Here is a 26,894-nt window from a genome sequence, read left to right on the forward strand (position 1 = left end):
CGGGGGCTTCAGAACCGGTATTTGAAGTTGAGGGCAACGTTGTCGCGGTCGGCCCAGGGCGAGTTGTTGGCATTGCCCAGGTAGGCGCTGTAGAGGGCCTCGACAGTGAAGTTGCCGAGGTAGCGCCAGGTGGTACCGATGCTGGCGCGGTCGTCGCCCTGGCCGTAGTTGATCGAGCCGGTCAGGGCGCTGTCGTGCTGGGCGGCGGTGCTGAAGTTGATCGGCACCGACATGTCCCAGCCACTGAACACGTCGTTGTAGTCGAAGTTGACTTGCACCGTGTAACCCCAGGCATCGCGATCGCCGACCAGCGAGTCGGTGCCCGGCAGCGAGAAGCCAGGGGCCAGGGTCAGCGGGTCGGACTTGTCGTTGTTGAGCACGGTGTTGTAGACCAGCTCACCGGTCAGGGTGGTGTTATCGGAGAAGGCATTGGGGCCGAACACGTGGATGGCCGACACCTGGGCCTGCAAGGTCTCGGCGCGTACCGCGCTGGAGAAACCGTTGTCGACCATCACCGGTTGGCCGTCGCGGTAGCTGACTTCGCCGGCCAGGCTGGTATCGCCGAGCACGGTGGCGAAGCTTGCGCCGTACAGGTCGATGTTGTCGAAGTAGCGCGCACGGTAGAAGCCCAGGTCACTCTGGAAGTCCAGCGTCGGGGTCTTGTCGTGGTAGCGCACGTAGTACAGGCCGAACTCGGTGTTGTTCAGCGACGCTGCGCTGTAGCGCAGGGCCAGGCCGTACTGGCCGCTGTCACTGGGCTCGTTGTCGGGCAGGCGCTTGACGAAGCCGCTGGCATCGCTGTAGCCGCCACGGTCGATGAAGTCGGTGGTGGAGAAGTAGCTGCCGACGCCGAACAACTGTGTCTTTTCCCACTTGTACTGGTAGTAGGCTTCCACATCCAGGTCGTCGGTCAGGCTGAACTGGCCGAACACCTGGCCGACCGGCAGCAGCACTTCCTTCACCTCGACGCCGGGGGTAGTCGCCTTGGTGGCATCCACCGGGCTCTGGGCGCCCGAGACGCCTGGGTAGAACAGGCTTTCACCCCAGCTCACCACTTGGTCGCCCACGCGCAGGTTGAGGTTGTGCCCGGCCATGTCCCAGGTGCCGTAGGCATAGGCATCGAGCAGGCGCAGGTCGTCGCGGTGCTGGTCGACGGTGTCCTTGGGGAACTGGTTCGGTTTGCTGCACACACCGCTGGCGAAGCAGTTGGAGGTACCGGTGTCGTTGTCGTTGCTCTGGTCGTAGGCCTTGTCGTAGAAGCCCGAGGCGCGCATGAACAGGCCGTAGTTTTCCTGCCAGCGCAGGTTGGCTTCGGTGAGGAAACCCACCCGGTCGGTGATCAGGCTGCCGCGGTCGAAGGCGTTGTCGCCGTCGTTGCCGTCGGCGTTGTTCACCAGCTTGTGGTCACGCTTCTCGGTACGCCAGGCAAGGCTGTAGGACAACGTCGTGTCCCAATCGATGCTCAGGTCATCGCTGGGCTGGAAGGTCAAGGCACTGGCCTGCTGGCCGAGGCCCCCGGCCAGCAGCAACAGGGACAGACGCACGTACGTGTTAAGGGGTTGGGGGGCGATTGTTGTTTTTATCATTGTCGTCCTCATGCGCGGGCATGCCTGCCCGACCGACGTTCCGGTTTTGGGAGGTGAAGCAGGGCCGACTATGGGACCGGACCCTTGGACCAACATCGTCCAAGTGGACTACGCGCAATCGGTGGTGACCCGCTAGTCCCATCGGACGATGTCCGGTCATGCACCGCGCCAGACAATCGAGCGAGCCCTTGGCCCAGGCCGCGTTCTTCCTTTTCCGGCGCGGGCTTTGGAGGCGTCTGCCCCGAGGAGGTGCGTGCATGATCAGGTGGGACGAATGTTGCGATGTACTGGTGATCGGTTCGGGGGCGGGCGGCCTGACCGCCGCGTTGCGAGCCCATGACCTGGGGCTCGATACCCTGGTGATCGAGAAGAGCGAGCAGTACGGCGGCACCTCGGCGGTGTCCGGCGGGGGGATCTGGATCCCCGACAACCACCGCGTGGCCGCGCTGGGTGGGGCGGACTCGGCCGCCGAGGCGGTGGCGTACCTCAAGGCCGTGACGCAAGGCGAGGTCGACGACGGGCGCATCGAGGCCTACGTCGAGCATGCCCGGTCCATGGTCCAGTACCTGGAGCGCGACACCCGCGTGCGCTTCGAAGCCCAGGCCCACTACACCGACTACTACCCCGAAGTGCCGGGCGGCAAGCCCGGCTACCGTTCCATGGACCCGTTGCCGTTCGACGCCGCGCAGCTGGGTGATGAATTCCTGCGGATGCGCGCACCATCCCCCGGTACGTTGATGATGGGGCGCATGGCCATGACCATGAAGGAAGCGCGGGTCTTGCTGTGCCGAGGCAAAGGCTGGATGGGCCTGACCGCCAAGGTGCTGTGGCGCTACTGGCGCGACCGCAAGGGCCGCAGGCTGTCGCGCCGCGACCGCTACCTGACCCTGGGCAACGCCTTGGTGGGCGCCTTGCGCTGCTCGTTGCTCGACCGAGGCGTGCCACTGTGGCTCGATTGCCGGCTCGATCAGTTGTTGATCGTCGGCGAGCGCATCGGCGGCGCCCGAGTGCTGCGCGACGGGCAATGGCTGAACATCAAGGCCCGGCAAGGGGTGATCATCGCCGCCGGCGGTTTCGAGCGGAACCAGGCGATGCGCGAGCAGTATCACCCGCAACCGTCCAATGCCGGTTGGAGCGCCACACCGCCGCACAACACCGGTGATGGCATTCGCGCGGCCGTGGCCGTTGGCGCACGCACGGCCCTGATGGAACACAGCTGGTGGGCGCCGACCGTGCAGGTGGCGGGCGAGGAGAAGCAGCGCGCGCTGTTCGTCGAGCGCAACCTGCCTGGCTGCATCCTGGTCAACTCGGCCGGTGAGCGCTTCGTCAACGAAGGTGCGCCCTACAGCGACATCGTCTACGCCATGTACGCGAACAACCGCGAAGGCGCCACCAGCGTGCCGTGCTGGATGGTCTTCGACGCCCAGTTCCGGCGCAAGTACCCCTGTGGCCCGTTGCTGCCCGGCTATGCCCAGCCGGACTGGCGATTGCCGGCGCACCTGCGCCAGGTGCTGCACAAGGCCGATGACCTGGGCACGCTGGCGGCGCAGATCGGCGTCGATGCCACCGGCCTGGGCCGCACTGTACAGCGCTTCAACGCCATGGCCGCCCAGGGCCGCGACGACGATTTCGGCAAGGGCGAGTCGCTGTTCGACCGCTACTACGGCGACCCCGGCGTGCAGCCCAACCCATGCCTTGCACCGCTGACCAAGGGGCCGTTCTACGCCGTGCGGGTGGATGCCGGCGACATCGGCACCAAGGGCGGTTTGCTCACCAATACGTACGCCCAGGTGCTGCACCAGGATGGCGGGCCGATCCTGGGGCTGTACGCCATCGGCAACAGCGCCGCCTCGATGATGGGCCGCACCTATCCCGGCGCCGGTGCCACCCTTGGCCCGGCCATGACCTTCGGTTACCTGGCGGCCAACCATATCCATGCCCATAGCGAACACAACCAGGGTCAACCGACCCTGGCCACCACTGGGAGGTAAGCATGCACAACGAAAGGCCACAGGTAGCATTGGTCACAGGCGCCAGTCGCGGTGTCGGGCGCGGTATTGCCCAGGCACTGGGTGAGGCGGGCATGACCGTGTACGTCACAGGGCGGATGGCCGGGCAGGGCGGCTCGACGCTCTATGGCCAGGCCCTGGAGGGTGACCTGCAGGGCACGGCCGATGCCATCGACGCGGCGGGCGGACGGGGTATCGCCGTGGCCTGTGACCATGGCGACGATGAGCAGGTGCGGGCGCTGTTCGAACGCATCGAGCGCGAATGCGGCCAGCTGGATCTGCTGGTCAACAACGTTGCCCATATCCATGACCAGCTGATCGAGCCGGGCCCGTTCTGGGAAAAACCGCTGTCGCTGGTGCGCATCCTCGACGTCGGCTTGCGCTCGGCCTATGTCGCCAGCTATCACGCGGCCCCTTTGCTACTGCGCAGCGGGCGTGCGTTGGTGTGCTTCACCTCGTCCTTCGGGGCCGGTTGCTACATGCACGGGCCGGCGTATGGCGCGCAGAAGGCCGGTTGCGACAAGTTCGCGGCGGACATGGCCATCGACTTCGAAGGCCGTGGCGTGGCGGCGGTCTCGCTGTGGCTCGGGCCGCAGCTGACCGAACGCACGCGCATTGCCGGGGAGCAGCATGGTGAGCAGTACCGTGCGTTCCTGGAGAACGCCGAGACGCCGCAGTTCAACGGGCGCCTGATCCATGCCTTGCTCAATGACCCGCAATTGGCCGACTACAGCGGCCAGACCCTCATCAGCGCCGAGGTCGCCCCACGCTACGGCATCACCGAAGCTGACGGCCGCCAGCCTCCGTCGCACCGCGCCATGTTGGGCGAGCCCCGCCAGCAGCATCCAGCGCGGGTCATCTGAATCCCGGGGCCGCGTTGCGGCCCATCGCAGGCTCCGCCAGCGCTACCGAATCTCGCCCTGCTGAGCAGCACGGTAGCTGTGGGCGTCAGCGGAGCGATGGGGCGCAACGCGCCCCCGTGGTTCTCAAACAGGCTCCGCGACCCAAGCGCGCAACACCTGCTTGGCCACCTTGCCGGTGGCATTGAGCGGCATGTTGTTCAGCACCTGGACCCGCCGTGGCACCTTGTAATTGGCCATCTGAACCCGGCACCAGGCCAAGAACGCCGCTTCGTCGATCCGCTGCCCCGGCACCGGCAGCAGGAAGGCCATGGCGACCTCGCCCAGACGCTCGTCGGCAATGCCGATCACCGCCGCCTGGGCCACACCGGGATAACGCACCAAAGTCTGTTCGATCTCCGCCGGGTACACGTTGAAACCACCGGTGATGAACATGTCCTTCAAGCGGTCGGTAATGCGCAGATAGCCCTCGTCATCGAGCACCCCCACATCGCCGGTATGCAGCCAGCCTTGGGCGTCGATCGTCTCGTCGGTGGCCCTCGGATCGTCCAGGTAGCCGCGCATCAGGTTGTAGCCGCGCACCAGCACCTCGCCCGGCTGATTGGCCGGCACCGGCTGGCCTTGGGGATCGACGCAGCGCACCTCGACATCAGGCATCGCCCGGCCACAGGTGGTGGCGACCCGCTCGGCGCTGTCGCCGGCCCGGCAGATAGTGACGAAGCCACAGGCCTCGGTCAGGCCGTAGGCGGTGACGATGATGGCAAAGCCCAGCTCGCTGGCCATGCGCCGGATCATCTGCACCGGGATCGACGCCGCGCCCGTCACGGCAATGCGCAGGCTGCCCAGGTCATACGCCTGGCGCTCGGGGTGGGCCAGCAATGACTGGTACAACGTGGGCGGCCCGGGCAGCACGTTGATGCGCTCGCGCTGGATACATTCAAGCAGCGCCTGGGTGTCGAACACCTGCTGCGGCAGCAGGGTGCAGCCGCGCATCAGCGCTGCGACCCAGCCGGCCTTGTAGCCAAAGGAATGGAAGAACGGGTTGACGATCAGGTAGCGATCGCCCGCCTGCAGACCGACGATTGCGCTCCAGTCACGCACCACGCGCAGGTTCTGGCCATGGCAGCTCATCACGCCCTTGGGCTTGCCCGAGGTGCCGGAGGTGAACAGCAGGTCCGACAAGGTGTCGGCCGTGACCTGTCGTTCGCGTTCGCTCAAACAGGCGTCGGGCACCTGCTCGGCGAGGGCGAGAAAGTCCTCCCAGGCCAGGCCTTGGCCGACATCGCCCTCAGGGCGCAGGTGGATCACCTGGCGCAGCGCGGGCAAGGTCTGGTCGGCCAACAGGGCAGGGTAGTCGGTGTCGAGAAAACGGCTGATGCAGAACAGCACACAGGTGCCGCTGTCGTGCAGCACCTGCGCGGCCTCGGCGCCTTTCATGCGGGTGTTCAGCGGCACCAGGGTGGCGCCGACGCTGTGCAGGGCGGCGGCCGCGACGATCCACTCCCAAAGGTTCGGAGCCCACACTGCCACCCGCGCCGCCACCGGCACGTCCAGGGCCAGCAAGGCACGCGCGGCCTGGCGGCGCAACTGGTCCAGGCGCTGGTAGCTGATGGGATCGCCGGCGTCTTCGATGGCCGGGCGCTCGCCGTAGGCCTCGGCGGCCAGGGCGAACAGTTGCGGGAAGGTCTGGGCGTTTTCCACGGACGGCATGTGGCCTCCTCAGGCAGAGGATCGATAGACGAAGGGAAAGGCCGGGCGCCAGGCCCGGCCGGGTCGGTCAGGCGCTGGGCGGGGCGAAGCGGCGGCCGGCGGAGAAACCACCGTCCACGGCGATCATCTGCCCGCTGACGAAGGACGCCTCGTCGCTGGCCAAAAACAGCGCGACATTGGCCACTTCTTCCGGCTGCCCGGGGCGGCTGAGCATGTGCTGCGAGGCGAAGAAATCATGGAACGCCTGGTTCTCGCGGACCATGCTGGTCATCGGCGTTTCGATCAGGCCCGGACACAGGCCGTTGACGCGGATATTGGCGTAGCCATAGTCGATGGCCATGCTGCGGGTCAGCTGGTTGATGCCGCCCTTGGAGACGTTGTAGGCGACGTTGCCGTCGCAGCCCTGCAGGCCGAAGATCGAGCCGATGTTGATGATCGAGCCGCTGCGCTGGGCCTGCATCTGCCCCAGCACATGCTTGCTGGTGAGCATGCTGCCGGTCAGGTTGATGTCCAGGACCCGCTGCCAGTCGGCGGTGCTGGCGCTGGTGACGCTGCCTTGGCTGGCGACGCCGGCGGCGTTGACCAACACATCGATATGGCCGAAACGCTGGACGACCTCGGCCATCACCTGCTGCACCTGGGTTTCGTCGCGGACATCCAGGGTCATGAACAGGCCCGGGAAGTCCGCTGGCGCCTGGCCGACATCCAGCCCGACCACCTGGGCGCCCTCGGCGCTGAAGCGACGCACGCAGGCCAGGCCAATGCCCGACGCGCCCCCGGTGACCACCGCGACCTTGTTTTGCAAACGAGCCATATTCGAACCTCAGTCTTTTATTGTTGTGAAGCTGCTGCTGTGGCGAGTCTACCTGTTGCGGGTGCGGGTGGGATCGTCTGTAGAGACTAGGGGGGACTGGCTTTTTCGCGGGTAAACCCGCGAATTGGCCAGGGCACCCTCGAAAGCCTTAGGCAGGAAACTTCAATCGCACCCGCGCGCCCTGCGGATGCCCCTGGCACGCCAAGGTCCACCCGGCCGCAAGCTCCGCCTGGCTGAGCACATCGTTGCGGGTCAGCTGCGACTGGCCTTCCTCGACGGTGCACATGCAGGCCCCGCAGAACCCTTCCTCGCACGAGTACGGCACATCCAGCCCCGCCGAACGACAGCTCTGCAGCAGGGTTTCGCCCGGGCGCGGCACGATCTGGTGGGTCACACCGTCCAGCTCCACCAGCAGCAGCTCGCAGCTGGTGCCGTCAAGTGGCACCGGGGCCTGTGCGGCGCCTTGGCTGTCCGGGTCGGGCGGCGAGACGAAACGCTCCACATGGATGCTGTCGCGTGCTTCGCCCAAGGCCAGCAGGGTGGTTTCCACGGTGTCCATGAACGGCCCTGGCCCGCAGATGAAGTAGTCCGCGCCACGCCAATGGCGCACCAGCTGGCGTACCTGGGCGGCATCGAGAAAGCCTTGCACCGAGTCCAGCACGTGCACCACCTGCAATTGCTCCGGGTGGGCCCGGGTGAGCAGGCGCAATTGATCGCGGAAGATCACCGACGCCTCGTCACGGTTGGCATACACCAGCAGCACCGGGCGCTGGCCGCTGTGCAGCACCGCCTTGAGCAAGGAGAATACCGGGGTGATGCCGGAGCCGCCGCCAAACAGCACCAAGGGCCGGCTGGCGTCGGCCGCCTGGCGCTGGTCGAGACAGAAGTGCCCGGCCGGCGGCAGCACGTCGAGCCAGTCGCCGGCCTGCACGTGCTGGTTCATCCAGTTCGACACTCGCCCGCCTTCGACGCGCTTGATGGTCACCTGGGGCTGTGCATCGGTCCACGGCGAGCTGGACATCGAGTAGCAACGGGTCAGGCGCTTGCCGTCCACGGTCACCCGAAAGCTCAGGAACTGCCCGGGTTTGTAGGCAAAGCGTTCGCGCAGTGCCTGCGGGACGTCGAACACCAGCGAGCGGGCATCGGCGGTCTCGTCGATCACCGCGCTCACCTGCAGGCGCAGCGTGCTGGCAGGCGCCGGGCTGGCCTGGGTCTGGTCTGGGGTGGCCTGGATGTTCATGTCAGCGGCCACGGGTCAGTTGCGCGTTGCATGGGTGTTCTCCTTCAGAGGCACGTTGGCTTGCGGCAAGCTCGGCCACATGGGCCGCGGCGCGCCGGCCAGAAAAGACACAATCGGCCAGGGACAGGCCCGAGACATACAGGTTCGACGCAACGCCCACGGCGCAGCGGCCGGCGCCGTACAGCCCGGCGATGGGGGCGCCTTGCTGGTCGAGCATCCGGCCGCTTTGCTCGCACACCCGCAGTCCGCCCAAGGTCAGGGTCGGGCAAGGGTAAAGGCGGCTGTCGTAGGACAGATCCAGGCAATACCAGGGGCCCTGGCCCAAGTCATGCAGCATCGAGGCGGACTTGCCCAGCGGGTCGGTGGTCTCGCCACGGGCCGCCAGGTTGTAGGTCTCCACGCTGCGGCGCAGGGTGTCGGCGGGCAACCGGCAGCGGTCGGCCAACTGCTCCAGCGTGTTGCCTCGGCGGCAGTTGAACAGCAGGTTGAGCAGCACCGGCAAACGCTGGAACGACCACACCTTGCCTGGCCCGACCTGCGCCAGGGCCTGGTTGCGCAAGGTGCGGTCGAGGATCAAAAGTGCACGGCCGTCGTGTTCCTCGACCATGGCATGGCCCAGGGTGGCGCCGTAGAGTTCTTCGTTGCAGTAGCGCTCGCCCCGGGCGTTGACGATCAATCCGCGCGCCCAAGCCAGCGGTGGATTGATGAAGCGCCAGGCGCTGACTTTGTTCATGCGCCCAAGGCTGGCGCCCACGCTACGCCCCAGGTCGATGCCGCTGCCGTCACAGCCGCTGCTGCCCAGGGGCAGGCCATCGAGGTAGCGCGGCGCATACTCGCCCAGCAGCTGGCGGTTGAACACGAAACCGCCGCTGGCCAGCACTACACCATGATCGGCGCGGACCCGCACCGGCCGGGCATGGCGTTGCTCGAGGCGCTGCATGCGCGCCCGCAGCCTGGCGGACAACGCCGGCACGTACATGTGCACGGCGGCGGCCCAGCGCGCCAGGCGCGCATGGCTGCGTGCCGCGCGGCTGCCGGCGGGCAATTGCCAGGCTTCAACGCCGATCACCTGGTTGTCACGGTCGATCACCAAACGCCGCACCTGGCACTGGGTGCGCACCTGCACGCCACGGCGCCGGGCGCTGTCGGCCAGGGCACGGAACAGCGCCGAACCGGACATGCCTGTGCCTTTGGTGCGGTGCCCGCGGGGCGCGGCGGCGGCATCAACGGCATAGGCTGGCACCGCCTCGTTGCCCGAGTAATAGAGGTAGTAGCGGTCGCTGGGATAGGAAGTCTTGTGTGGGGCCATGCTGCCCTCGAACACCGCGCCCTGGCGCTCCAGCCAGGCCAGTTGCTCCCGGCTGCCTTCGCAAAAAGTGCGCAGGGTCTGTTCGCTGACCGCATCGCCTACCTCCTTGCGCAAGTAGTTGAACATCGCCTCGCTGCTGTCCGGGTAGCCCGCTTGCAATTGCTGGGGCGTACCGCCGCCGGCATAGACCACGCCACCGCTCAGGGCCGTGGCGCCGCCGCCGGCGAAGCGCTCCAGTACCAACACCGAAAGGCCGCGACTGGCGGCCTCGATGGCGGCACTGGCACCGGCGCCGCCGAAGCCGACCACCACCAGGTCGGCGCGCTGCTGCCAGTGCAGTTGCTCGGCGTTGTCGACGCGCAGCGGTGCTGTCACCGCGTGCTTCGCCATGGCCGCGCCTCAGCCGACACTGGCCGCGAGGGGCGCAGGCTTGGCAGTGGTGGTGTAGTGGCCGTCCAGGTACACCAGCGGGGTGATGGTCGGGGTGGTGTGGATGCGCAGGATGCGACCGATGAAGACCGTGTGGGTGCCGTAGGCGAACTGGCCATCCTGGCGGCAGAGGATCGATGACTGGGCGTCGGCCAGGTACGGGATGCCTTCGTCGCTGGTCAGCCACTCACCTTGGCCGAAGCGCGCCTCGCCCTTGATGCTGCCGCTGCACAGGTGTGCCAGGTGCTGCTGCTCCAGGCCCAGGATGTTCACGCAGAAGCTGGCACCGGCGGCCAGCGCGGCGTGAGGTGAGGCGCTCTGGTTGACGCAGATCAGCAGCGATGGCGGCTCGGTGCTCAGCGAATCCACCGCAGTGGCGGCCATGGCGAAGCGCTGGCTGCCGTCGCTGGTGCTGATGATGGTCACGGACTTGGCCAGGCGGCGCATGGCCTGGAGCATGTCGGCTTTCAAATTGTTGTTGTCGTTCATCGCACGCCCTCGGGTTGGCTGTCTCAGTGGGATGAATTCTTCCAACGACTGCAAGGGGCAACATCGTCCGAGGGGACTAGTCAATGCGCACCCCACATGGTCCGTTTGAGGGATGTCGCGCGCGATTGACCTTGTTGCAATGGCCACGGTGGAGGCCCAACGCCTCTCTCGCACGCTCCGGGGATCGGGGCGATCAGAGGAGAACAACAAGATGAATCAAGACCTCGTACGCCAACAGTTGCGCCAGCGCGCCCGTGAACTGGTGCCGGTGCTGCGTGAACGTGCCGAGCAGGCCGCGCAGATGGGCCGCCTGCCGGAACAGACCCTCGCTGACTTCCACGAGGCAGGCTTCTTCCGCATTCTCCAACCGGCCCGCTGGCAGGGCCTGGAGCTCGAACCCAAGGACTTCTTCGAGGTGCAGATGACCCTGGCCGAGGGGTGCATGTCGTCAGCCTGGGTGCTGGGCGTGGTGGCGATCCACAACTGGCAGCTGGCGCTGTTCGATGACCGCGCCGCGCAGGATGTCTGGGGGCAGGACACCTCCGTGCTGATCTCCTCGTCCTACATGCCAGTGGGCAAGGTCCGGCGGGTCGAAGGGGGCTTCCGTCTGAGTGGGCGTTGGGGGTTCTCTTCCGGCAGCAAGCATTGTCAGTGGGCGTTCCTTGGGGCCATGGTGCCGCCGGCTGAGCCGGGCGGCGCGCCGGACTACCGCACCTTCCTGGTGCCGCGCAGCGATTACCAGATCCTCGACAACTGGAACGTGATGGGCCTGGAGGCCACCGGCTCCCATGACGTGCTGGTCGAGGACGCCTTCGTGCCCGAGTACCGCACCCACCGCGCCGTCGATGGCTTCATGCAAGACAGCCCGGGCAATGCGGTCAACACCTCGCCGCTGTACCGCCTGCCGTTCGGGCAGATCTTCGTGCGCGCGGTGTCGTCCTCGGCGATCGGTGCGTTGCAGGGCGCGGTCGATCACTTCATCGCCCACAACAAGGCGCGGGTGGCGGTCAACGATGGCCGCAAGATGCTCCAGGACCCGGCCGCACAGAGCGCCCTGGCCGACGCCATGGTCTGCGTCGATGAGTGCCGCACCGTGCTGCTGCGCAACTTCGAGGTGATGCTCGACCATGCCCGCGCCGGCACCGCGCTTGGGCTGCAGGCGCGGGTGAAGATGCGCTACGACTCGGCCCTGGTGGCCGACCGCTGCGCCAAGGCGGCGGCACAGCTGATGTTCAACAGCGGTGCATCGACCATCTTCCGTGACCACCCGATCAACCGTGCGTTCCGCGACATCCACACAGGGCGCGCCCACGTCGCCAACAGCCCGGCCAAGTACGCCTGGAACCTCGGCGGCGTGAGCATGGGCCAGGACACCACCGACTTCTTCCTCTGAACCGTCGGGCGCTCACCGAAACCGGCTAGTCCGTTTTAGGGATTCGAGCCCACCCGCGATGCCAGAGGATGTGACCAAGGCCGGCGTTGCCGGCCAACGTCAACAGAACAACAAGGAACGCACATGAAATTCTCGCTGATATACGAAGCCCAGACGATCGATGCCAGCCGCGAGGGTGACCGCAAGATCTTCGATGACACCGTCGAGCAGGCGGTGCTGGCCGACAAGCTGGGCTTCGACACCTTCTGGTGCGTGGAGCACACCGCGCTGACCAACTACTCGCACATGTCCGCGCCGGAAACCATGCTCGCCTTCGTGGCCGGCAAGACCGAGCGCATCGGCATCGGCCACGGCGTGGTGTGCCTGCCGCCGGCGATGAACCACCCGGTCAAGGTGGCCGAGCGCATCGCCACCCTGGACCTGCTGTCCAAAGGCCGTGTGCATTTTGGCGTGGGCAAGGGCGGCACCCAGCAGGAGGCCGGCACCTTCGGCTATGACCTGGCGACCCTGCAGCCGCAGATCGACGAGGCCATGTACTTGATCCCGAAAATGTTCGTGCAGGATGAGATCGAGCACCACGGCGACTTCGTCAAGATCCCCAAGCGCCCGATCCACCCCAAGCCTTACCAGGATCCGCACCCGCCGATGTACCTGGCCTGCACCAACACCGACTCGCTGAAAAACGCCGGCGGCCGTGGCATGGGCGCGCTGGTGCTGGGTTTCGGTGGGCCCGAGGAAATCGCCAAGAAGGTCGAGGTCTACCACCAGGCCTTCGACAACCGTGAGGCGCGCAATCAGGTGGGCTTCCGCCCGAACCGCCACATCGCTGCACTGTGCCCGGCCATCGTGCTGGATGACAACGAAACCGCGCGCCGCATCGGTATTCGCGGCCAGCGTTACTTCATGGAGTCGCTGGGCTACTGGTACGGCGGCGGCGAGCGTCCGGATCCGCAGAAGTGGAAAGACGACACCTACGTCGATGGCAATGGCCAGGCGGTGATCAAGTCGCGCTTTGCCTCCGAGGAAGTGAGCGTGGACTTCTCCGACCCGACCATGGCGATGATGAACCCCAACCATGCCTACGGCACCGTCGAGGACTGCATTGGCTATGTGCAGCGCCTGATCGATGCCGGCGCCGACGAGATCCTGTTCATCTGCCAGATGGGCACCGTGCCGCAGTGGGCTCAGCTGGAGACCTTGCGCAACATCGGCGAGAAGGTCATCCCGCATTTTCGCAACAAGCAGTAAGCCCATCGGGGGGCTGCAACGCAGCCCCATTTGCGCAAGCGCGGGGTATGGCACCGGCCTTGCCGGTGTTCTCGGGTGAACTCGCTCCCTCAGGTTCTGTGCTGTTGGTGCGCATGGCGCCAAACCAGTGGGAGCGGGCTTGCCCGCGAAGCATTCGCCGCCGAGCAAGGCCGTTGCTCGGCCGGTATCACGCGGCCTGCGGGCCGGTAGTCCTATTGGACGATGCCGCCAACCCCCTGACTGGCTTGAATACGCCAAGTACAAAAACGAGGAGATCGTGCATGGATATCCGTGGCCTGGGTTACGTCACCGTACGTTCCAGCGACCTGGCGCAGTGGCGTCACTACGCATCCCAAGTGCTGGGCATGATGGTGGTCGAGGACGAGCGCGGCGAGTGTCTGTTCCTGAAGATGGACGAGCGCCCGTACCGCATCCTGGTGCAGCACAGCGCCCAGGATGGTTTCGGCGCCTGTGGCTGGGAAGTAGCCGGCCAGGCCGCCTTCGACCAGGCCGTGGCCGAGCTGCACGCTGCCGGCGTGGTGGTGGAGCAGGGCAGCGCTGAGCAAGCTGCGCTGCGCCAGGTCCAGGCGCTGGCGCTGTTCGCCGACCCTGATGGCAACCGCCACGAGCTGTACTGGGGCCCGCGCCAGGATTTCGCCCGCTTCGTCTCCCCGGTGGGCGTGCGCGGTTTCGTCAGCGACGGGCTGGGCATGGGCCATGTGGTCCTGCCGGCACCGACCTTCGACCGCTGCCGCGATTTCTACGAGCAGGTAATGGGCTTTGGCCTGTCGGACCTGATGAAAGTGCGCTTCACCCCGGACCCTGCCGAGCCGGAAAAACGCATTCACTTCATGCACTGCAACAACGGCCGTCACCACTCGCTGGCGATCTTCGAATGCCCGGTGCCTAGCGGTTGCGTGCACATGATGGTCGAGGTCGCGGGCCTGGAAGACGTGGGCCGCGCCCTGGACCGCATGCACGCCAACGGCGTGAAGCTCTCCGCGACCCTGGGCCAGCACACCAACGACCAGATGATCTCCTTCTACATGAAGACCCCGTCCGGTTTCGACCTGGAGTACGGCTGCGACGGCCTGGTGGTCGACTGGAGCCGGCACACCCCGTTCGAAAGCACGGTGGTCAGCCAGTGGGGCCACGACTTCAGCGTCGGCCGCCAATGAGGACAACACCCATGGATAAACAGATGACCACGGCCGAAATGGTCGCCCAGTTGCGCGACGGCATGACCCTCGGCATCGGCGGCTGGGGCCCGCGCCGCAAGCCCATGGCGTTGGTGCGCGAGATCCTGCGCTCGGACCTCAAGGACCTGACCATCGTCGCCTACGGCGGTGCTGACGTCGGCCTGCTGTGCGCTGCCGGCAAGGTGAAGAAACTGGTGTTCGCCTTTGTCTCCCTCGACTTCATCCCACTCGAGCCGTACTTTCGCAAGGCGCGCCAGGAAGGCGCCCTGGAAGTGATGGAGATCGACGAAGGCATGCTGCTGCTGGGCCTGCGTGCCGCCGCCATGAACGTGCCGTTCATCCCCACCGCGGTGGGCCTGGGCACCGACGTGTTGCGCCACAACCCCGAGATCAAGCTGATCGCCTCGCCCTACGCCGATGGCCGTGACTGGGTCGCGATGCCAGCGCTCAAGCTCGACGCCGCCCTGGTGCACGTGGACCGCGCCGATGCGCGCGGCGTGTGCCAGATCGCCGGCCCCGACCACTACATGGACGATCTGTTCGTGCGGGCTGCGGCGCGCACCTATGTCACTTGCGACGAGTGGGTCGACAGCGCGTGGTTCCACGCGGAGCCTGCGCGTGCGCACCAGGTGTTCTGGGAGCGCAACCTGACCACCGCCGTGGCCCACGTGCCCGGTGGCGCGCACCCCTCGTCCTGCGCGCCGCTGTATGGCTTCGACGTGCCGCACTTCAAGGCCTACGCCGCCTCGGCGCAGAGCGAAGAGGGCTGGCAGGCCTATGTCGATCAGTACGTGGCCTGTTCCCACTCCCAGTACCTGGAGCGTTGCGGGGGCCTTGAGGCCATCCGTCGATTGCCCCTGCCGGTTTTCTAAGCGAGGAACGTCATGACCACCGCAAGCACCTACAGCCTCGCCGAACTGATGATCTGCGCCGCCGCCCAAGCCTGGCGCGACGACGGCGAAGTCCTGGCCACCGGCATCGGCGTGATCCCACGCCTGGCGGCGTCCCTGAGCATGCTCGACAACAACCCACGACTGATGATGACCGACTCGGAAGCCTATATGGTCGCCGAGCCCGTGCCGGTCGGTGCGCGCAATGGCTACGTGCCCAAACGCGACAGCTGGATGGGCTTCTCGCGCATCTTCGACAACGTCTGGAGCGGCAAGCGCCACGCCATGATCGGCCCGATCCAGGTCGACCGCTTCGGCCAGGCCAACATCTCCTGCATCGGCGGCGACTACCACAAGCCCAAGGCGCAGATGCTGGGCGTGCGGGGCCTGCCGGGCAACTCCATCAGTCATGCCAACTCGTTCTATGTGCCCAGCCACAACCGCCGGGTGTTCGTCGAAGGCGAGTGCGACGTGGTCGCCTCGGTGGGCTACAACCCCGCGCGCCTGGCCCGTGGCTGGTCGCTGGAAGACATCGACATCCGCCTGATCGTCACCGACCTGTGCGTGCTCGACTTCCTCGGGCCTGAGCACCAGGTGCGCGTGCGCTCTCTGCATCCTGGCGTGAGCCTGGACGAGGTGCGTGACAACACAGGCTTTGCCCTGCATGTGCCTGAGCACTGCCCGGTGACCACCGCGCCCACCGAGGCGCAGTTGCAGCTGATCCAGCGACTGGACCCGCATAACCTGCGCGCCAGCCAGCTCAAGGACAACCCACCGGGCCAGCGCTCCGCGCGCTGACAGCCCGTTCCAGCCAACCGCCTTGCCGGAGTGCAGTAATGAGCGAGCAAAACAATAAAGAGGCCGATGAGGTGGTGCTGTACGAAGTGCGGGACGCGGTAGCCCTAGTCACCATGAACCGCCCCGAGTACCACAACGCCCAGAACTCGCGGATGACCTATGCCCTGGATGCGGCCTTCGCCCGTGCGTGCGCCGATGACCAGGTCAAGGTCATCGTCCTGCGCGGGGCCGGCAAACACTTCTCCGCCGGGCACGACATCGGCACCCCAGGGCGTGACGTCAACCAGAGCTTCGAGCGCGTGAGCCTGTGGTACGACCATGTCGACAAGCCTGGCGGCGAGTTCCTCTACGCCCGTGAGCAGGAGGTGTACCTGGGCATGTGCCGGCGCTGGCGCGAGATGCCCAAGCCGACCATCGCCATGGTCCAGGGCGCCTGCATCGCCGGCGGCCTGATGCTGGCCTGGGTGTGCGATTTGATCGTGGCCAGTGACGATGCGTACTTCCGCGATCCGGTGGTGCGCATGGGGATTCCGGGGGTGGAGTACTTCGCCCACGTGCATGAGCTCAATCCGCGTATCGCCAAGGAGTTTCTCTTCCTCGGCGCGCCGATGCCGGCGGCGCGTGCCTACCAGATGGGCATGCTCAACCGCGTGGTGTCCCGCGAGCAGTTGGAACAGGAGACCTTGGTCATGGCCGGGCAGATCGCCCAGATGCCGCGCCTGGGCCTGCAACTGAGCAAACAGGCGGTGAACAACGCCGAAGACCTGATGGGCAAGCGCTCGACCATGGACATGGTGTTCGGCCTGCACCACTTCGCCCACGCTCACAACGAGTTGGTGTCCGGCGATCGTCTGGGCGGCTACGACGCCAAGGCCATGGCCAGCTCCCAGCGCGAACCGGGGAGGGCGTGAGCATGGCCGTGTCGCTCGATACCCGCCTGACCGCCTTGCTCGGCTGCCGCTACCCGATCATCCAGACCGCCATGGGCTGGGTCGCCGACCCGCGCCTGGTGGCCGCCACCTGCAACGCCGGGGGCTTTGGCTTTCTGGCCGGGGCGACCATCGAACCTCGGCAGATGGAGGCAGCGATCCTCGAGACCAAACGCCTGGCCGACCGTCCGTTCGGGGTCAACTTCCACATGTACCAGGCCAACGCCGAAGAGATCGTCGAGCTGGTGGTGCGCCACCAGGTGCGCGCGGTCAGCTACAGCCGCTCGCCAGGCAAGCAGATGATCGCCCGGCTCAAGGATGCCGGGGTGGTCTGCATGCCCACGGTGGGCGCGCTGAAGCACGCGCAGAAGGCCGTGGAGATGGGCGCCGACGTGGTGACCGTGCAGGGCGGCGAGGGCGGTGGCCACACCGGTGCGGTGCCCACGGCCATGCTGTTGGGCCAGGTGCTCGACGCGGTGCAGGTGCCGGTGGTGGCCGCAGGTGGTTTCAAGGATGGCCGCGGGTTGGTGTCGGCCCTGGCCCAGGGCGCCGATGGTATTGCCATGGGCACGCGTTTTCTGATGACCGCCGACAGCCCGGTGCCCCAGGCCACCCTGGCGCGCTACCTGGCGGTCAAGGACCCGGCGGCGGTGATCGTCAGCCGGGCCATCGATGGCTTGCCGCAACGCATGATCCGCAACGAGCTGCTCGATGAGCTGGAAACCAGCAGCGGCCTGCGTCGCTGGCTGCTGGCCGTGCGCAGTGGCCTGGCCTACCGCCGTCACACGGGCCTGGGCCTGGGGCAGTTGCTGGGCAGCGCCCTGAAGATGCGCCGCGACGGCGGCCTGAGCGCCGCCCAGAGCCTGATGGCGGCCAACGCGCCGATGGTCATCCAGAAAGCCATGGTCGAAGGTCTGCCCGCCGAAGGCGTGTTGCCGGCCGGGCAGGTGGCCGCAGGCATCGACAGCCTGCCGGGCTGCGCCGAATTGATAGAGCAGATCGTCCGGGACGCCGAGCAGCGCCTGGGCGCGCTGTGTCGCCGAATTTCGTGAGGGGGACTCCCAGTGCAACCATTCAACGTGAGCATCGATAACGGCGTTGCCGAGATGGTCTTCAACCATCCCCCGGTCAATGCCTTCAACAGCCAGGGCTGGGCCGACATCGCCAGCACCCTGCAGGCGCTGGGCGAGGACGCGCAGGTCAGGGCCATCGTCATCCGCGCCGAAGGCCGTGGCTTCTGCGCCGGGGTCGATATCAAGGAGCTGGCTGCTGACGGCAACCTGATCGTCGCGGTCAACAAGGGCAACTACGACACCTTCAAGGCCGTGCATCGCAACAAGGTGCCGGTGATCGTCGCCGTGCACGGTTTCGTCCTGGGCGGTGGCATTGGCATCTGCGGTGCCGCTGACATCGTCGTCGCGTCCGACTGCGCGCGCTTTGGCGTGCCCGAGGTGGACCGTGGCGCCATGGGCGGCGGTGCCCACCTGCAGCGGCTGTTCCCAGTGCAGAAGGTGCGCCACATGTACTTCACCGGCGAGATGATCGACGCCGCCGAGGCCTACCGCCTGGGCGCGCTGGAGCGGGTGGTGCCGCGCGAGCAGTTGCGCGAGACCGCGTTGAGCATCGCCGCATCCATCGCCGCCAAGAGCCCGGCGATGATCCGCCTGGCCAAGGAAGCGCTCACCGGCATCGAGGACGGCAACCTGGAAGACAAGTACCGCTGGGAGCAGGGCTTCACCCTCGAGGCCTACCGCACCCAGGACTCCCAGGAAGCCCGCGACTCGTTCGTCGAGAAGCGCCACGCGAACTTCAACGGCTGAGGGCAGACCATGGACCTTACCTACACCCCTGCCCAGCAGGCCTTTCGCGCCGAAGTGCGGGCCTGGCTCCAGGCCAATGTGCCGAGCCAACCGCTGCCTTCGTTCGACACCGAGGAAGGCTTTGCCGCCCACCGCGCCTGGGAAGCGCGCCTGAACGAAGGCCGCTGGGGCATGGTCACCTGGCCCACGCGCCTGGGCGGGCGCGGCTGCGACCTGATCGAATGGCTGATCTTCGAAGAAGAGTACTACCGGGCCGGTGCACCGGCGCGGGTCAACCAGAACGGCATCTTCCTGCTCGGCCCGACCCTGATGGAGTACGGCACCGAGGCGCAGAAGGCGCGCTTCCTGCCACGCATGGCCACCGGCCAGGACATCTGGGCCCAGGGTTGGTCGGAGCCGGGCGCAGGCTCGGACATGGCAGCGATCCGCTCGCGCGCCGAGCGTGACGGCGACCACTATGTGATCAATGGCCAGAAGACCTGGTCGACTCGGGCGGTATGGGCCGATTGGGTGTTCGGCATCTTCCGCACCGACCCGGGTTCCCAGCGTCACCACGGCCTGACGTTCATTCTGGTGCCGCTCAACAGCCCCGGCATCACTGTGCGGCCGATTGCGCAGCTCAACGGCTTGCCAGGCTTTGCCGAGATCTTCTTCGACGATGTGCGCGTGCCGGTGGAGAACGTACTCGGCGGGGAGGGCATGGGCTGGCACGTGGCGATGTCCACGGCGGGCTTCGAGCGTGGCTTGATGCTGCGCTCGCCGGCGCGCTTCCAGGAAACCGCCCGGCGCTTGGTGCAGCTGTACCAGGCCAACCGCGAACGCGCCGACCGGGACCCGGCCATCGGCGAGGCGGTGATGCGCGCCTGGCTGGATGCCGAGGCCTACACCCAGTCCACCTACATGACCGCCTCGCAGCTGGTCAAAGGCGGGCGCATCGGGCCGGAGTCCTCGACCAACAAGATCTTCTGGTCCGAGCTTGACCTGCGCATGCACGAAACGGCCATGAGCATCCTGGGCCTGCGCGGCGAGCTGCTGCCCGAGGCGCCGGCTGCTGGGGACGTCGGTCAATGGCTGGACGGCTTCCTGTTCGCCCAGGCCGGCCCCATCTACGCCGGCACCAACGAGATCCAGCGCAACATCATTGCCGAACGCATGCTCGGCATGCCGCGTGCCTGAGGAGCAGACCATGGACTTTAGTTTCAACAGCGACCAGTTGCTCTTCCAGGACAACGTACGCAGTTTCTTTATCAACGAAGTGACGCCCGAGCGCATCCGCGAGCTGTGGCAGAGCGACAGCGGCCGTTGCGACCGGCTCTGGGGGCAACTGGTGGAGCTGGGCCTGACTGCCTTGACCGTGCCGGAGCAGTACGGCGGCATGGGCCTGGGCGCCCTGGACTTCGTCTTGCTGGCCCAGGAATGCGGCTATGCGGGCCTGCCGGAGCCGCTGGTGGAGACCATGCTGGTGGCGGTGCCGCTGCTGGCCGAACTGGGCGCGGCGCACGAGGGCCTGAAGGCGGACTGGCTGGGGCGCGTGGCCGAGGGCCAGGCGCGCCTGGCGGTGAGCGAGCCGGGCAATCCGCTGGTCAGCGACGCCCACGTGGCCGACCTGCTGCTGCTCAGCCACGCCGATGAGCTGCACGCCGTGCCGCGCGAAGATGTCGAGCTGGTGCGCAACCTGTCTGTGGACCCGAGCCGCCAGCTGTACCAGGTGCTGTGGACCCCCGGCGCGGCCACCTGCGTAGCCCGTGGCGAGGAGGCCGCGCGGTTGCTGGCGCGCGCCTTCGAGCGCGGCGCGCTGGGCTGCGCGGCGCAATTGCTGGGCCTGGCCAAGCGCATGGTGGACCTGGCCGTGGACTACAGCTTCGAGCGTAAGCAGTTCGGCAAGCCGATCGGCTCGTTCCAGGCGGTCAAGCACTTGATGGCCAATGTTGCGGTGCGCATCGAGTTCGCCAAAGGCCCGCTGTACCGCGCCGCCCACGCGGTGGCCCACGGTGAGGCCGGGCAGGCGCTGGCGGTGTCCCACGCGCGCCTGGCGGCCTCGGAGGCGGCGCTGTTGGCCGCCCGCAACGCCATCCAGACCCATGGCGCCATGGGGTACACCTGGGAGGTCGACCTGCAGCTGTTCATGAAGCGCGCCTGGGCTCTGGACAAGGCCTGGGGCGACCATGCCCTGCACAAGGCGCGGATCCGCCAGGCGCTGTTCGACTCACGCCGGGCCATAGGGGCCGGCACCACGTTCATGTCGGCAGAGGTAGAAGATGCCTGAAGCTTATATCGTCGATGCCCTGCGCACGCCCACCGGGCGACGCAAAGGTGGCTTGGCCCATATCCACGCGGCCGATCTGGGCGGCCACGTGCTGCGCGCCCTGGTCGAGCGCAATTCGATCCCCGATGAAGACTATGACGACGTGATCTTCGGCTGCGTCGACACCATCGGCCCGTTGGCCGGCGACATTGCCCGCACCGCGTGGCTGGCGGCCGGCCTCAGCGACGCGGTGCCCGGCACCACCGTCGACCGCCAGTGCGGCTCTTCGCAGCAGGCGCTGCACTTCGCCGCCCAGGCGGTGATGAGCGGCACCCAGGACGTGGTGGTCGCAGGCGGCGTGCAGACCATGACGCAGATCCCGATTTCCTCGGCCATGACCGCCGCCGAGCCGTTGGGCTTCACCAACCCGTTCACCGGTTCCGAAGGCTGGGTGCGCCGCTACGGCTCGACCCCGCCGACCCAGTTCCGCTCCGCGCAGATGATCGCCGAGCACTGGCAGCTCAGCCGCCAGGCGCTGGAGGCCTATTCGCTGGAGTCCCATCGCCGTGCGCTGCGGGCCATCGAGCAGGGCTATTTCACCCGTGAGATCGTGCCCCTGGCCGGGGTCGAGCATGACGAAACCCCACGTCACACCAGCCTGGACAAGATGGCCGAGCTCGACATCCTGTTTGGCTGCGACCGCGTCACCGCGGGCGTCTCCAGCCAGACCTGCGACGCGGCCAGCGCGCTGCTGGTGGTTTCGGAGGCGGCGCTCAAGCGCTACAACCTCACACCCCGGGCGCGCATCCATCACATGAGCGTGCGTGCCGCCGACCCGGTGTGGATGCTCACCGCGCCCATCCCGGCCACCGCCTATGCGCTCAAGCGCGCCGGCATGCGCCTGGAGCAGATCGACCGGGTGGAGATCAACGAAGCCTTCGCCGCGGTGGCCATGGCCTGGATCAACGAGACCGGCTACCCCCACGCCCAGACCAACGTCAACGGCGGCGCCATCGCGCTGGGCCATCCACTGGGCGCCACCGGCACCCGGATGATGTGCAGCCTGCTCCACGAGCTTGAGCGCAGCGGCGGGCGTTATGGCCTGCAGACCATGTGCGAAGGCGGCGGCCAGGCCAACGTCACCATCATCGAGCGCCTGTAAGCGCAGGAGAGTCCCATGAGCAGTTGCAACAACCGAGTCGTGGTCATCACTGGCGCAGGCGGCGGCCTGGGCCGCGCCTACGCCCTGGCCTTCGCGGCCGAAGGCGCCAAGGTGGTGGTCAACGACATCAACCGCGACGCAGCCGAAGCGGTGGTCGCGCAGATCCGCGAGCAGGATGGCCAGGCCATCGCCAACAGCAACGACATCACGCATTACGAAGACGCAGGACGCATCGTCGCCGCCGCGCTGGAGGCCTTCGGCGGCCTCGATGTGGTGGTGAACAACGCCGGCATCTGCCGCGACCGCATGTTCGCCAGCCTCACCGAGGCGGACTGGGACGCGGTGGTGGCGGTGCACCTGAAGGGGCACTTCTGCCTGTCCAGCCATGCCGTACGCCACTGGCGCGAGCAGGCCAAAAATGGCGCCAAGGTCGATGCGCGCATCATCAACACCAGCTCCGGCGCGGGCCTGCAGGGCTCGATCGGGCAGTCCAACTACGCCGCAGCCAAAGGCGGTATCGCGTCCTTGACGCTGGTTCAGGCGGCGGAGCTGGCGCGTTATGGCATCACCGTCAACGCCCTGGCCCCGGCGGCCCGTACCGGCATGACCGAAGGGGTGTTTGGCGAGGTGATGAAAAAGCCCGAAGCAGGCTTTGATTACTTCGCTCCGGAGAACGTCGCGCCAGTGGTGGTGTGGTTGGGCTCGCGCGAATCCGCTGGCGTCACCGGGCAGATGTTCGAGGTCGAAGGCGGCAAATTGTCCATCGCCGACGGCTGGCGGCGCGGCCCGCTGGTCGACAACCAAGGCCGTTGGGCCGTGGCCCAGGTGGGCGCGGCGGTCGGTGAGCTGCTGGAGCGTGCCGTGCCGGCACAGAAAGTCTACGGCAGCTGATTAGAGGTTTTTTCGCCATTAGGGCGGGGCCGCACCACATGCCAGGGTGGTGCGGTTTTTTTTTGCCTACACACAATCTATGCGTAGTCCTTTCGCTGGTGCGGGGTTGTCTTGTGATAACCGGCGGAGCCGATTTACCCGCGAAGCAGACACCACCGCGCCTAGTCCACTTGGCCGATTCGACCGCCAGCGCATCTGGCCACACTCGCAGGCACCTGGGCCAGACGAGTAGAAGACGCCGCGATGGACTTTGCATTGAGCGACGAACAGGAAATGATCCGCGCATCGGCCGAGGGCTTCCTTGCCGATGTGTCCGACTGTGCCGCCGTGCGCGCGGCCATGGTCAGCGAAACCGGTTATGACACCGACCTCTGGCAGCGCCTGTGCAACGAAATGTACTGGCCTGCGATTCACATTCCCGAAGCCTACGGCGGTTTGGGCCTGGGCTTCGTCGAACTGGCCATCCTCCTGGAACAGATGGGCCGGCGCCTGTTGTGCTCGCCGTTCTTCGCCACTGCCTGCCTGGCCACGCCAGCGCTGCTGCTGGCCGGCACCGAGGCGCAAAAACAGCGCTGGCTGCCGGCCATCGCCGAAGGCCGTGTGCGCGGCACCGCAGCCTGGGGCGATGGGGGTGGTTGGTCCGCCGAAGGTATTGGCGTGACGGCAACGCCCGAAGGCGAAGGCTACGTGCTGGACGGCGAATACGCCCAGGTGATCGACGGCCACAGCGCCGACCTGCTGGTGGTCGCCGCGCGTCTGGCCGGCAGCACGGGCGAGGCGGGCGTGAGCCTGTTCCTGGTCGAGGCCGGGCAGACGGGCCTGGCGCGTCAGTGGCAGCCGACCATGGACCAGACCCGGCGTTTGGGCCGCGTGCGCCTCACGCGTCTGTACGTGGGCCCGGACGCGGTGCTCGGCGAGGCCGGTACGGCCTGGCCAAAACTGCAGGACATGCTGCGCCTGGCCTGCGTGGGCCTGGCCGCCGAACAGGTCGGCGGCGCCCAACAGGCGTTGGACCTGAGCGTGGCCTACCTGCAGGAGCGCCAGCAGTTCGGCCGCCCCTTGGCCAGCTTCCAAGCCCTCAAGCACCGCGCCGCCGACATGATGCTGCAAGTCGAATGCGCGCGCTCGGCGAGCTATTACGCCGCCTGCGTCGCCCAGGAGGCGCTGGATCCCGCCGGTGACGCCCAGGTGGCCGCAGAGTTGCCACTGGCCGCTTCCCTGGCCAAGTCCCAGTGCTCCCAGGCGTACTTCCACTGCGCTGCCGAGTCGATCCAGTTGCATGGCGGCGTGGGCTTTACCTGGGAATACGACCCGCATCTGTATTTCAAGCGTGCCCGGGCCAGCGAGAGCTACCTCGGCGCACCGGCCTGGCATCTGCAACAAATCGCCAGCGTGATTATCGGGGAGCAGCCATGAAGATCCGTTTCAGTGAGCAGGACGAGCGCTTTCGCCAGGAGGTCGCCCAATGGATGGCCGCCCACTTGCAGGGCGAGTTCGAAGCTCTGCGTTTTCGCGGCGGCCCGGGGGATGAGCACATGTTCCCCGAGGCGCGCAAAGCCTGGGAGCGCAAGCTCGCCGAGGGCGGCTGGACCTGCGTGGGCTGGGCGCCGGAGCATGGCGGGCGAGGGCTGTCGATCAGCCAGCAGGTGATCTTCCACGAAGAATACGCCCGCGCCGGAGGGCCCGGTCGTATGGGGCACATCGGCGAGGGCCTGGCCGGGCCGACCATCGCGGCGTTTGGCAGCGACGAACAGAAGCGGCGTTTCTTGCCGGGCATCGTCCAAGGCACCACGTTCTGGTGCCAGGGGTATTCGGAGCCGGGGGCAGGTTCGGACCTGGCGGCGGTGAAGACCCGCGCCGCACAGGATGCCAACGGCGACTGGCTGATCAACGGGCAGAAGGTCTGGACATCGCTGGCCCACGAATCGGACTGGTGTTTCGTGCTGGCCCGCACCGAGCCGGGCAGCGTCGGCCACCAGGGCTTGTCGTTCTTGCTGGTGCCGATGGACCAGCCGGGCATCAGCGTGCGGCCGATCGAGCAGATGACCGGCACCTCGGAGTTCAACGAGGTGTTCTTCGACGACGCCCGCACCGAGGCGTCGAACATCGTCGGCCAGCCGGGCGAGGGCTGGAAGATCGCCATGGCGTTGCTGGGCTTCGAGCGCGGCGTGTCCACCCTGGGCCAGCAGATGCAGTTCCAGAACGAGCTCGACGAGATCATCGCCATCGCTCGTACCAACGGCGCCGACCGTGACCCGCACCTGCGCCAGCGCCTGGCCGAGGCGTGGTGTGGCCTGCGCATCCTGCGCTACAACTCGCTGCGCATGCTCTCCGGGCCTCAGGACGGCACGCTGCGCCGCGAGGCGACCATCTACAAGCTGGGCTGGTCGAGCTGGCACGCCAGCCTCGGCAAGCTGGCCATGGACGTGCTCGGCCCCCAGGCCGAGTTGCTCGAGGCTGCGCCGTATCAGCTCAACCGCCTGCAATCGCTGTATCTGTTCAGCCGCGCCGACACCCTGTACGGCGGCAGCAACGAGATCCAGCGCAACATCATCGCCGAACGCGCCCTGGGCATGCCCCGGGAGCCGCGCCCGCGTCCCTGATCGAGGAGTCTTCGCATGTCCGTTCCACACTATGTTCCCGGCCATGGCCTGCTGCGCGGCAAGTCGGTGCTGATCACCGCTGCGGCCGGTTCCGGCATCGGTTTTTCTGCCGCCTTGCGTGCGGCCGAGGAGGGCTGCCGGGCCCTGATGATCAGTGACATCCACGAAGGCCGGCTCAATGAAGCGGTCACGCGCATCCGCGAGGCCACCGGCCTTGCCCAGGTGCATGGGCGCCTGTGCAATGTCACCGACGAAGATCAGGTGCGTACCCTGGTCGAGGTCGCCGAGGGTACCTTGGGCGGCGTCGATGTGCTGATCAACAACGCCGGCCTGGGTGGGTCGCGGGCACTGGTGGAGATGCCCGACGATGAATGGAACCGGGTGCTCGATGTGACCCTCACCGGCACCATGCGCATGACCCGCGCCATGCTGCCGTACATGATGGCGCGTCGCGCCGGCGTCATCGTCAACAACGCCTCGGTGCTCGGCTGGCGCGCGCAGAAGCAACAGGCTCACTACGCCGCGGCCAAGGCCGGGGTCATGGCCCTGACGCGCTGCGCGGCGGTGGAAGCTGCCGAGCATGGCATCCGCATCAACGCGGTGAGCCCGAGCATCGCCATGCACGATTTTCTCGCCCGCTCCGCGCCCCAGGCGGTGCTCGACCAGCTGGCGGCCAACGAGGCCTTTGGCCGCGCCGCCGAGGTGTGGGAAGTGGCCAACGTGATGATGTTCCTGGCCAGCGACTACAGCTCGTACATGACCGGCGAAGTGCTGTCGGTTTCCAGCCAGAGGGCCTGAACATGGCGCGTATCTTCCGCACACCCGAGGCGTTGCACGAAGCGGTGGGCCAGGAGCTTGGCAAAAGCGACTGGTTGCGCATCGACCAGGCGCGCATCGACCTGTTCGCCGAGGCCAGTGGCGACCACCAATGGATCCACGTCGATCCCGAGCGCGCGGCCCAGGGGCCATTCGGCGCCTGCATCGCCCACGGCTACCTGAGCCTGTCGCTGGTCAACCTGTTCTTGCCGCAGATCATCGAAGTTCAGGGCATCGCCATGGGCGTCAACTATGGTTGTGAACGTGTGCGTTTTCCGTCGGTGGTGCGTGTGGGGTCGCGGGTGCGCGGCAGTGCCTTGCTGGTCTCGACCGAGGCGGTCGGCAGCGGGGTGCAGGCGGTGATCCGCGTCAGCGTCGAGATCGAAGGCCAGGAGCGTCCTGGCTGCGTGGTCGACACCATCAGCCGGTACTACCCGGCATGAGTCATCCAAGG

Annotated in this window: 24 protein-coding genes; 18 read left to right on the plus strand and 6 right to left on the minus strand. The window is 67.0% G+C overall.

The genetic code is table 11. From position 1 onward, the window contains the following. Nucleotides 1-8: 8 nt before the first annotated feature. Nucleotides 9-1,586: a DUF1302 domain-containing protein gene (locus BLS27_RS16325; protein WP_090345683.1), complete on the minus strand. Its 1,578-nt coding sequence runs from the start codon at nt 1,584-1,586 to the stop codon at nt 9-11. A 257-nt stretch (nt 1,587-1,843) separates the two neighbouring features. Here BLS27_RS16325 and BLS27_RS16330 point away from each other — a divergent pair, with 257 nt between their 5' ends. Together BLS27_RS16330 and BLS27_RS16335 are read left to right on the plus strand one after the other, a co-directional pair. Then, nucleotides 1,844-3,577, plus strand: coding sequence for an FAD-dependent oxidoreductase (locus BLS27_RS16330; RefSeq protein WP_090345685.1), 1,734 nt, complete (start codon nt 1,844-1,846; stop codon nt 3,575-3,577). A gap of 2 nt (nt 3,578-3,579) precedes the next feature. Continuing rightward, complete coding sequence (locus BLS27_RS16335; RefSeq protein WP_090345687.1) at nt 3,580-4,458, plus strand: SDR family NAD(P)-dependent oxidoreductase; 879 nt, start codon at nt 3,580-3,582, stop codon at nt 4,456-4,458. A gap of 123 nt (nt 4,459-4,581) precedes the next feature. Here the strand turns inward: BLS27_RS16335 and BLS27_RS16340 are convergent, their stop codons facing one another. The 5 genes from BLS27_RS16340 to BLS27_RS16360 all read right to left on the minus strand — a co-directional run bounded on the left by BLS27_RS16340 (nt 4,582) and on the right by BLS27_RS16360 (nt 10,446). Next, nucleotides 4,582-6,165, minus strand: a complete 1,584-nt coding sequence (locus BLS27_RS16340; protein ID WP_090345690.1) for a FadD3 family acyl-CoA ligase — start codon at nt 6,163-6,165, stop codon at nt 4,582-4,584. Nucleotides 6,166-6,232: 67 nt separating this feature from the next. Further along, nucleotides 6,233-6,979, minus strand: coding sequence for an SDR family NAD(P)-dependent oxidoreductase (locus tag BLS27_RS16345; RefSeq protein WP_043215143.1), 747 nt, complete (start codon nt 6,977-6,979; stop codon nt 6,233-6,235). A gap of 148 nt (nt 6,980-7,127) precedes the next feature. Further along, nucleotides 7,128-8,219 (minus strand): ferredoxin--NADP reductase, encoded by a 1,092-nt coding sequence (locus tag BLS27_RS16350; RefSeq protein ID WP_090345806.1) that lies wholly within the window; start codon nt 8,217-8,219, stop codon nt 7,128-7,130. Between the two features lies 1 nt (nt 8,220). Further along, nucleotides 8,221-9,918, minus strand: a complete 1,698-nt coding sequence (locus BLS27_RS16355; RefSeq protein ID WP_090345693.1) for an FAD-binding protein — start codon at nt 9,916-9,918, stop codon at nt 8,221-8,223. A gap of 9 nt (nt 9,919-9,927) precedes the next feature. Then, the gene (locus tag BLS27_RS16360) at nt 9,928-10,446 is read right to left on the minus strand and encodes a flavin reductase family protein (protein ID WP_043214641.1); all 519 of its coding nucleotides are present in this window, start codon (nt 10,444-10,446) and stop codon (nt 9,928-9,930) included. A 211-nt stretch (nt 10,447-10,657) separates the two neighbouring features. Between BLS27_RS16360 and BLS27_RS16365 the strand changes: the two genes are divergently transcribed. The 16 genes from BLS27_RS16365 (at nt 10,658) to BLS27_RS16440 (ending at nt 26,883) form a co-directional block, all read left to right on the plus strand. Next, nucleotides 10,658-11,839: an acyl-CoA dehydrogenase family protein gene (locus BLS27_RS16365; RefSeq protein WP_090345696.1), complete on the plus strand. Its 1,182-nt coding sequence runs from the start codon at nt 10,658-10,660 to the stop codon at nt 11,837-11,839. Between the two features lie 123 nt (nt 11,840-11,962). Beyond that, nucleotides 11,963-13,087 carry an LLM class flavin-dependent oxidoreductase gene (locus tag BLS27_RS16370; RefSeq protein ID WP_043214646.1) on the plus strand — a complete coding sequence of 375 codons (1,125 nt, stop codon included), beginning with the start codon at nt 11,963-11,965 and terminating at the stop codon, nt 13,085-13,087. A gap of 281 nt (nt 13,088-13,368) precedes the next feature. Further along, nucleotides 13,369-14,265 carry a VOC family protein gene (locus BLS27_RS16375; RefSeq protein WP_090345699.1) on the plus strand — a complete coding sequence of 299 codons (897 nt, stop codon included), beginning with the start codon at nt 13,369-13,371 and terminating at the stop codon, nt 14,263-14,265. An 11-nt stretch (nt 14,266-14,276) separates the two neighbouring features. Beyond that, nucleotides 14,277-15,158: a CoA transferase subunit A gene (locus BLS27_RS16380; RefSeq protein WP_043214650.1), complete on the plus strand. Its 882-nt coding sequence runs from the start codon at nt 14,277-14,279 to the stop codon at nt 15,156-15,158. A 12-nt stretch (nt 15,159-15,170) separates the two neighbouring features. Next, on the plus strand, nt 15,171-15,974 hold the full coding sequence (locus BLS27_RS16385; protein ID WP_090345702.1) for a CoA-transferase subunit beta: 804 nt from the start codon (nt 15,171-15,173) through the stop codon (nt 15,972-15,974). Nucleotides 15,975-16,012: 38 nt separating this feature from the next. Next, the gene (locus BLS27_RS16390; protein WP_090345705.1) at nt 16,013-16,885 is read left to right on the plus strand and encodes an enoyl-CoA hydratase; all 873 of its coding nucleotides are present in this window, start codon (nt 16,013-16,015) and stop codon (nt 16,883-16,885) included. Nucleotides 16,886-16,887: 2 nt separating this feature from the next. Then, nucleotides 16,888-17,955, plus strand: coding sequence for an NAD(P)H-dependent flavin oxidoreductase (locus BLS27_RS16395; protein WP_090345708.1), 1,068 nt, complete (start codon nt 16,888-16,890; stop codon nt 17,953-17,955). 12 nt (nt 17,956-17,967) lie between these two features. Continuing rightward, on the plus strand, nt 17,968-18,723 hold the full coding sequence (locus BLS27_RS16400; protein ID WP_090345710.1) for an enoyl-CoA hydratase family protein: 756 nt from the start codon (nt 17,968-17,970) through the stop codon (nt 18,721-18,723). 9 nt (nt 18,724-18,732) lie between these two features. Further along, nucleotides 18,733-19,899 (plus strand): acyl-CoA dehydrogenase family protein, encoded by a 1,167-nt coding sequence (locus BLS27_RS16405; protein ID WP_043214659.1) that lies wholly within the window; start codon nt 18,733-18,735, stop codon nt 19,897-19,899. A 10-nt stretch (nt 19,900-19,909) separates the two neighbouring features. Next, complete coding sequence (locus tag BLS27_RS16410; RefSeq protein ID WP_090345713.1) at nt 19,910-20,989, plus strand: acyl-CoA dehydrogenase family protein; 1,080 nt, start codon at nt 19,910-19,912, stop codon at nt 20,987-20,989. Further along, nucleotides 20,982-22,130, plus strand: coding sequence for an acetyl-CoA C-acetyltransferase (locus BLS27_RS16415; protein WP_090345716.1), 1,149 nt, complete (start codon nt 20,982-20,984; stop codon nt 22,128-22,130). Before BLS27_RS16410 ends, BLS27_RS16415 begins: the two co-directional genes overlap by 8 nt. Before the next feature lie 15 nt (nt 22,131-22,145). Continuing rightward, complete coding sequence (locus BLS27_RS16420; RefSeq protein ID WP_090345721.1) at nt 22,146-23,021, plus strand: SDR family oxidoreductase; 876 nt, start codon at nt 22,146-22,148, stop codon at nt 23,019-23,021. Nucleotides 23,022-23,264: 243 nt separating this feature from the next. Then, nucleotides 23,265-24,437 (plus strand): acyl-CoA dehydrogenase family protein, encoded by a 1,173-nt coding sequence (locus tag BLS27_RS16425; protein ID WP_043214669.1) that lies wholly within the window; start codon nt 23,265-23,267, stop codon nt 24,435-24,437. Continuing rightward, nucleotides 24,434-25,624, plus strand: coding sequence for an acyl-CoA dehydrogenase family protein (locus BLS27_RS16430; protein WP_090345724.1), 1,191 nt, complete (start codon nt 24,434-24,436; stop codon nt 25,622-25,624). The genes BLS27_RS16425 and BLS27_RS16430 overlap by 4 nt, the downstream gene beginning before the upstream one ends. A gap of 15 nt (nt 25,625-25,639) precedes the next feature. Beyond that, nucleotides 25,640-26,422 (plus strand): SDR family oxidoreductase, encoded by a 783-nt coding sequence (locus BLS27_RS16435; RefSeq protein WP_090345726.1) that lies wholly within the window; start codon nt 25,640-25,642, stop codon nt 26,420-26,422. A 2-nt stretch (nt 26,423-26,424) separates the two neighbouring features. Further along, entirely contained in the window at nt 26,425-26,883 is a 459-nt protein-coding gene (locus BLS27_RS16440; protein WP_043214675.1) for a MaoC family dehydratase, read from the plus strand. Nucleotides 26,884-26,894: the final 11 nt, after the last annotated feature.

This window comes from Pseudomonas guariconensis, from assembly GCF_900102675.1.
Classification (GTDB): Bacteria; Pseudomonadota; Gammaproteobacteria; order Pseudomonadales; family Pseudomonadaceae; genus Aquipseudomonas; species Aquipseudomonas guariconensis.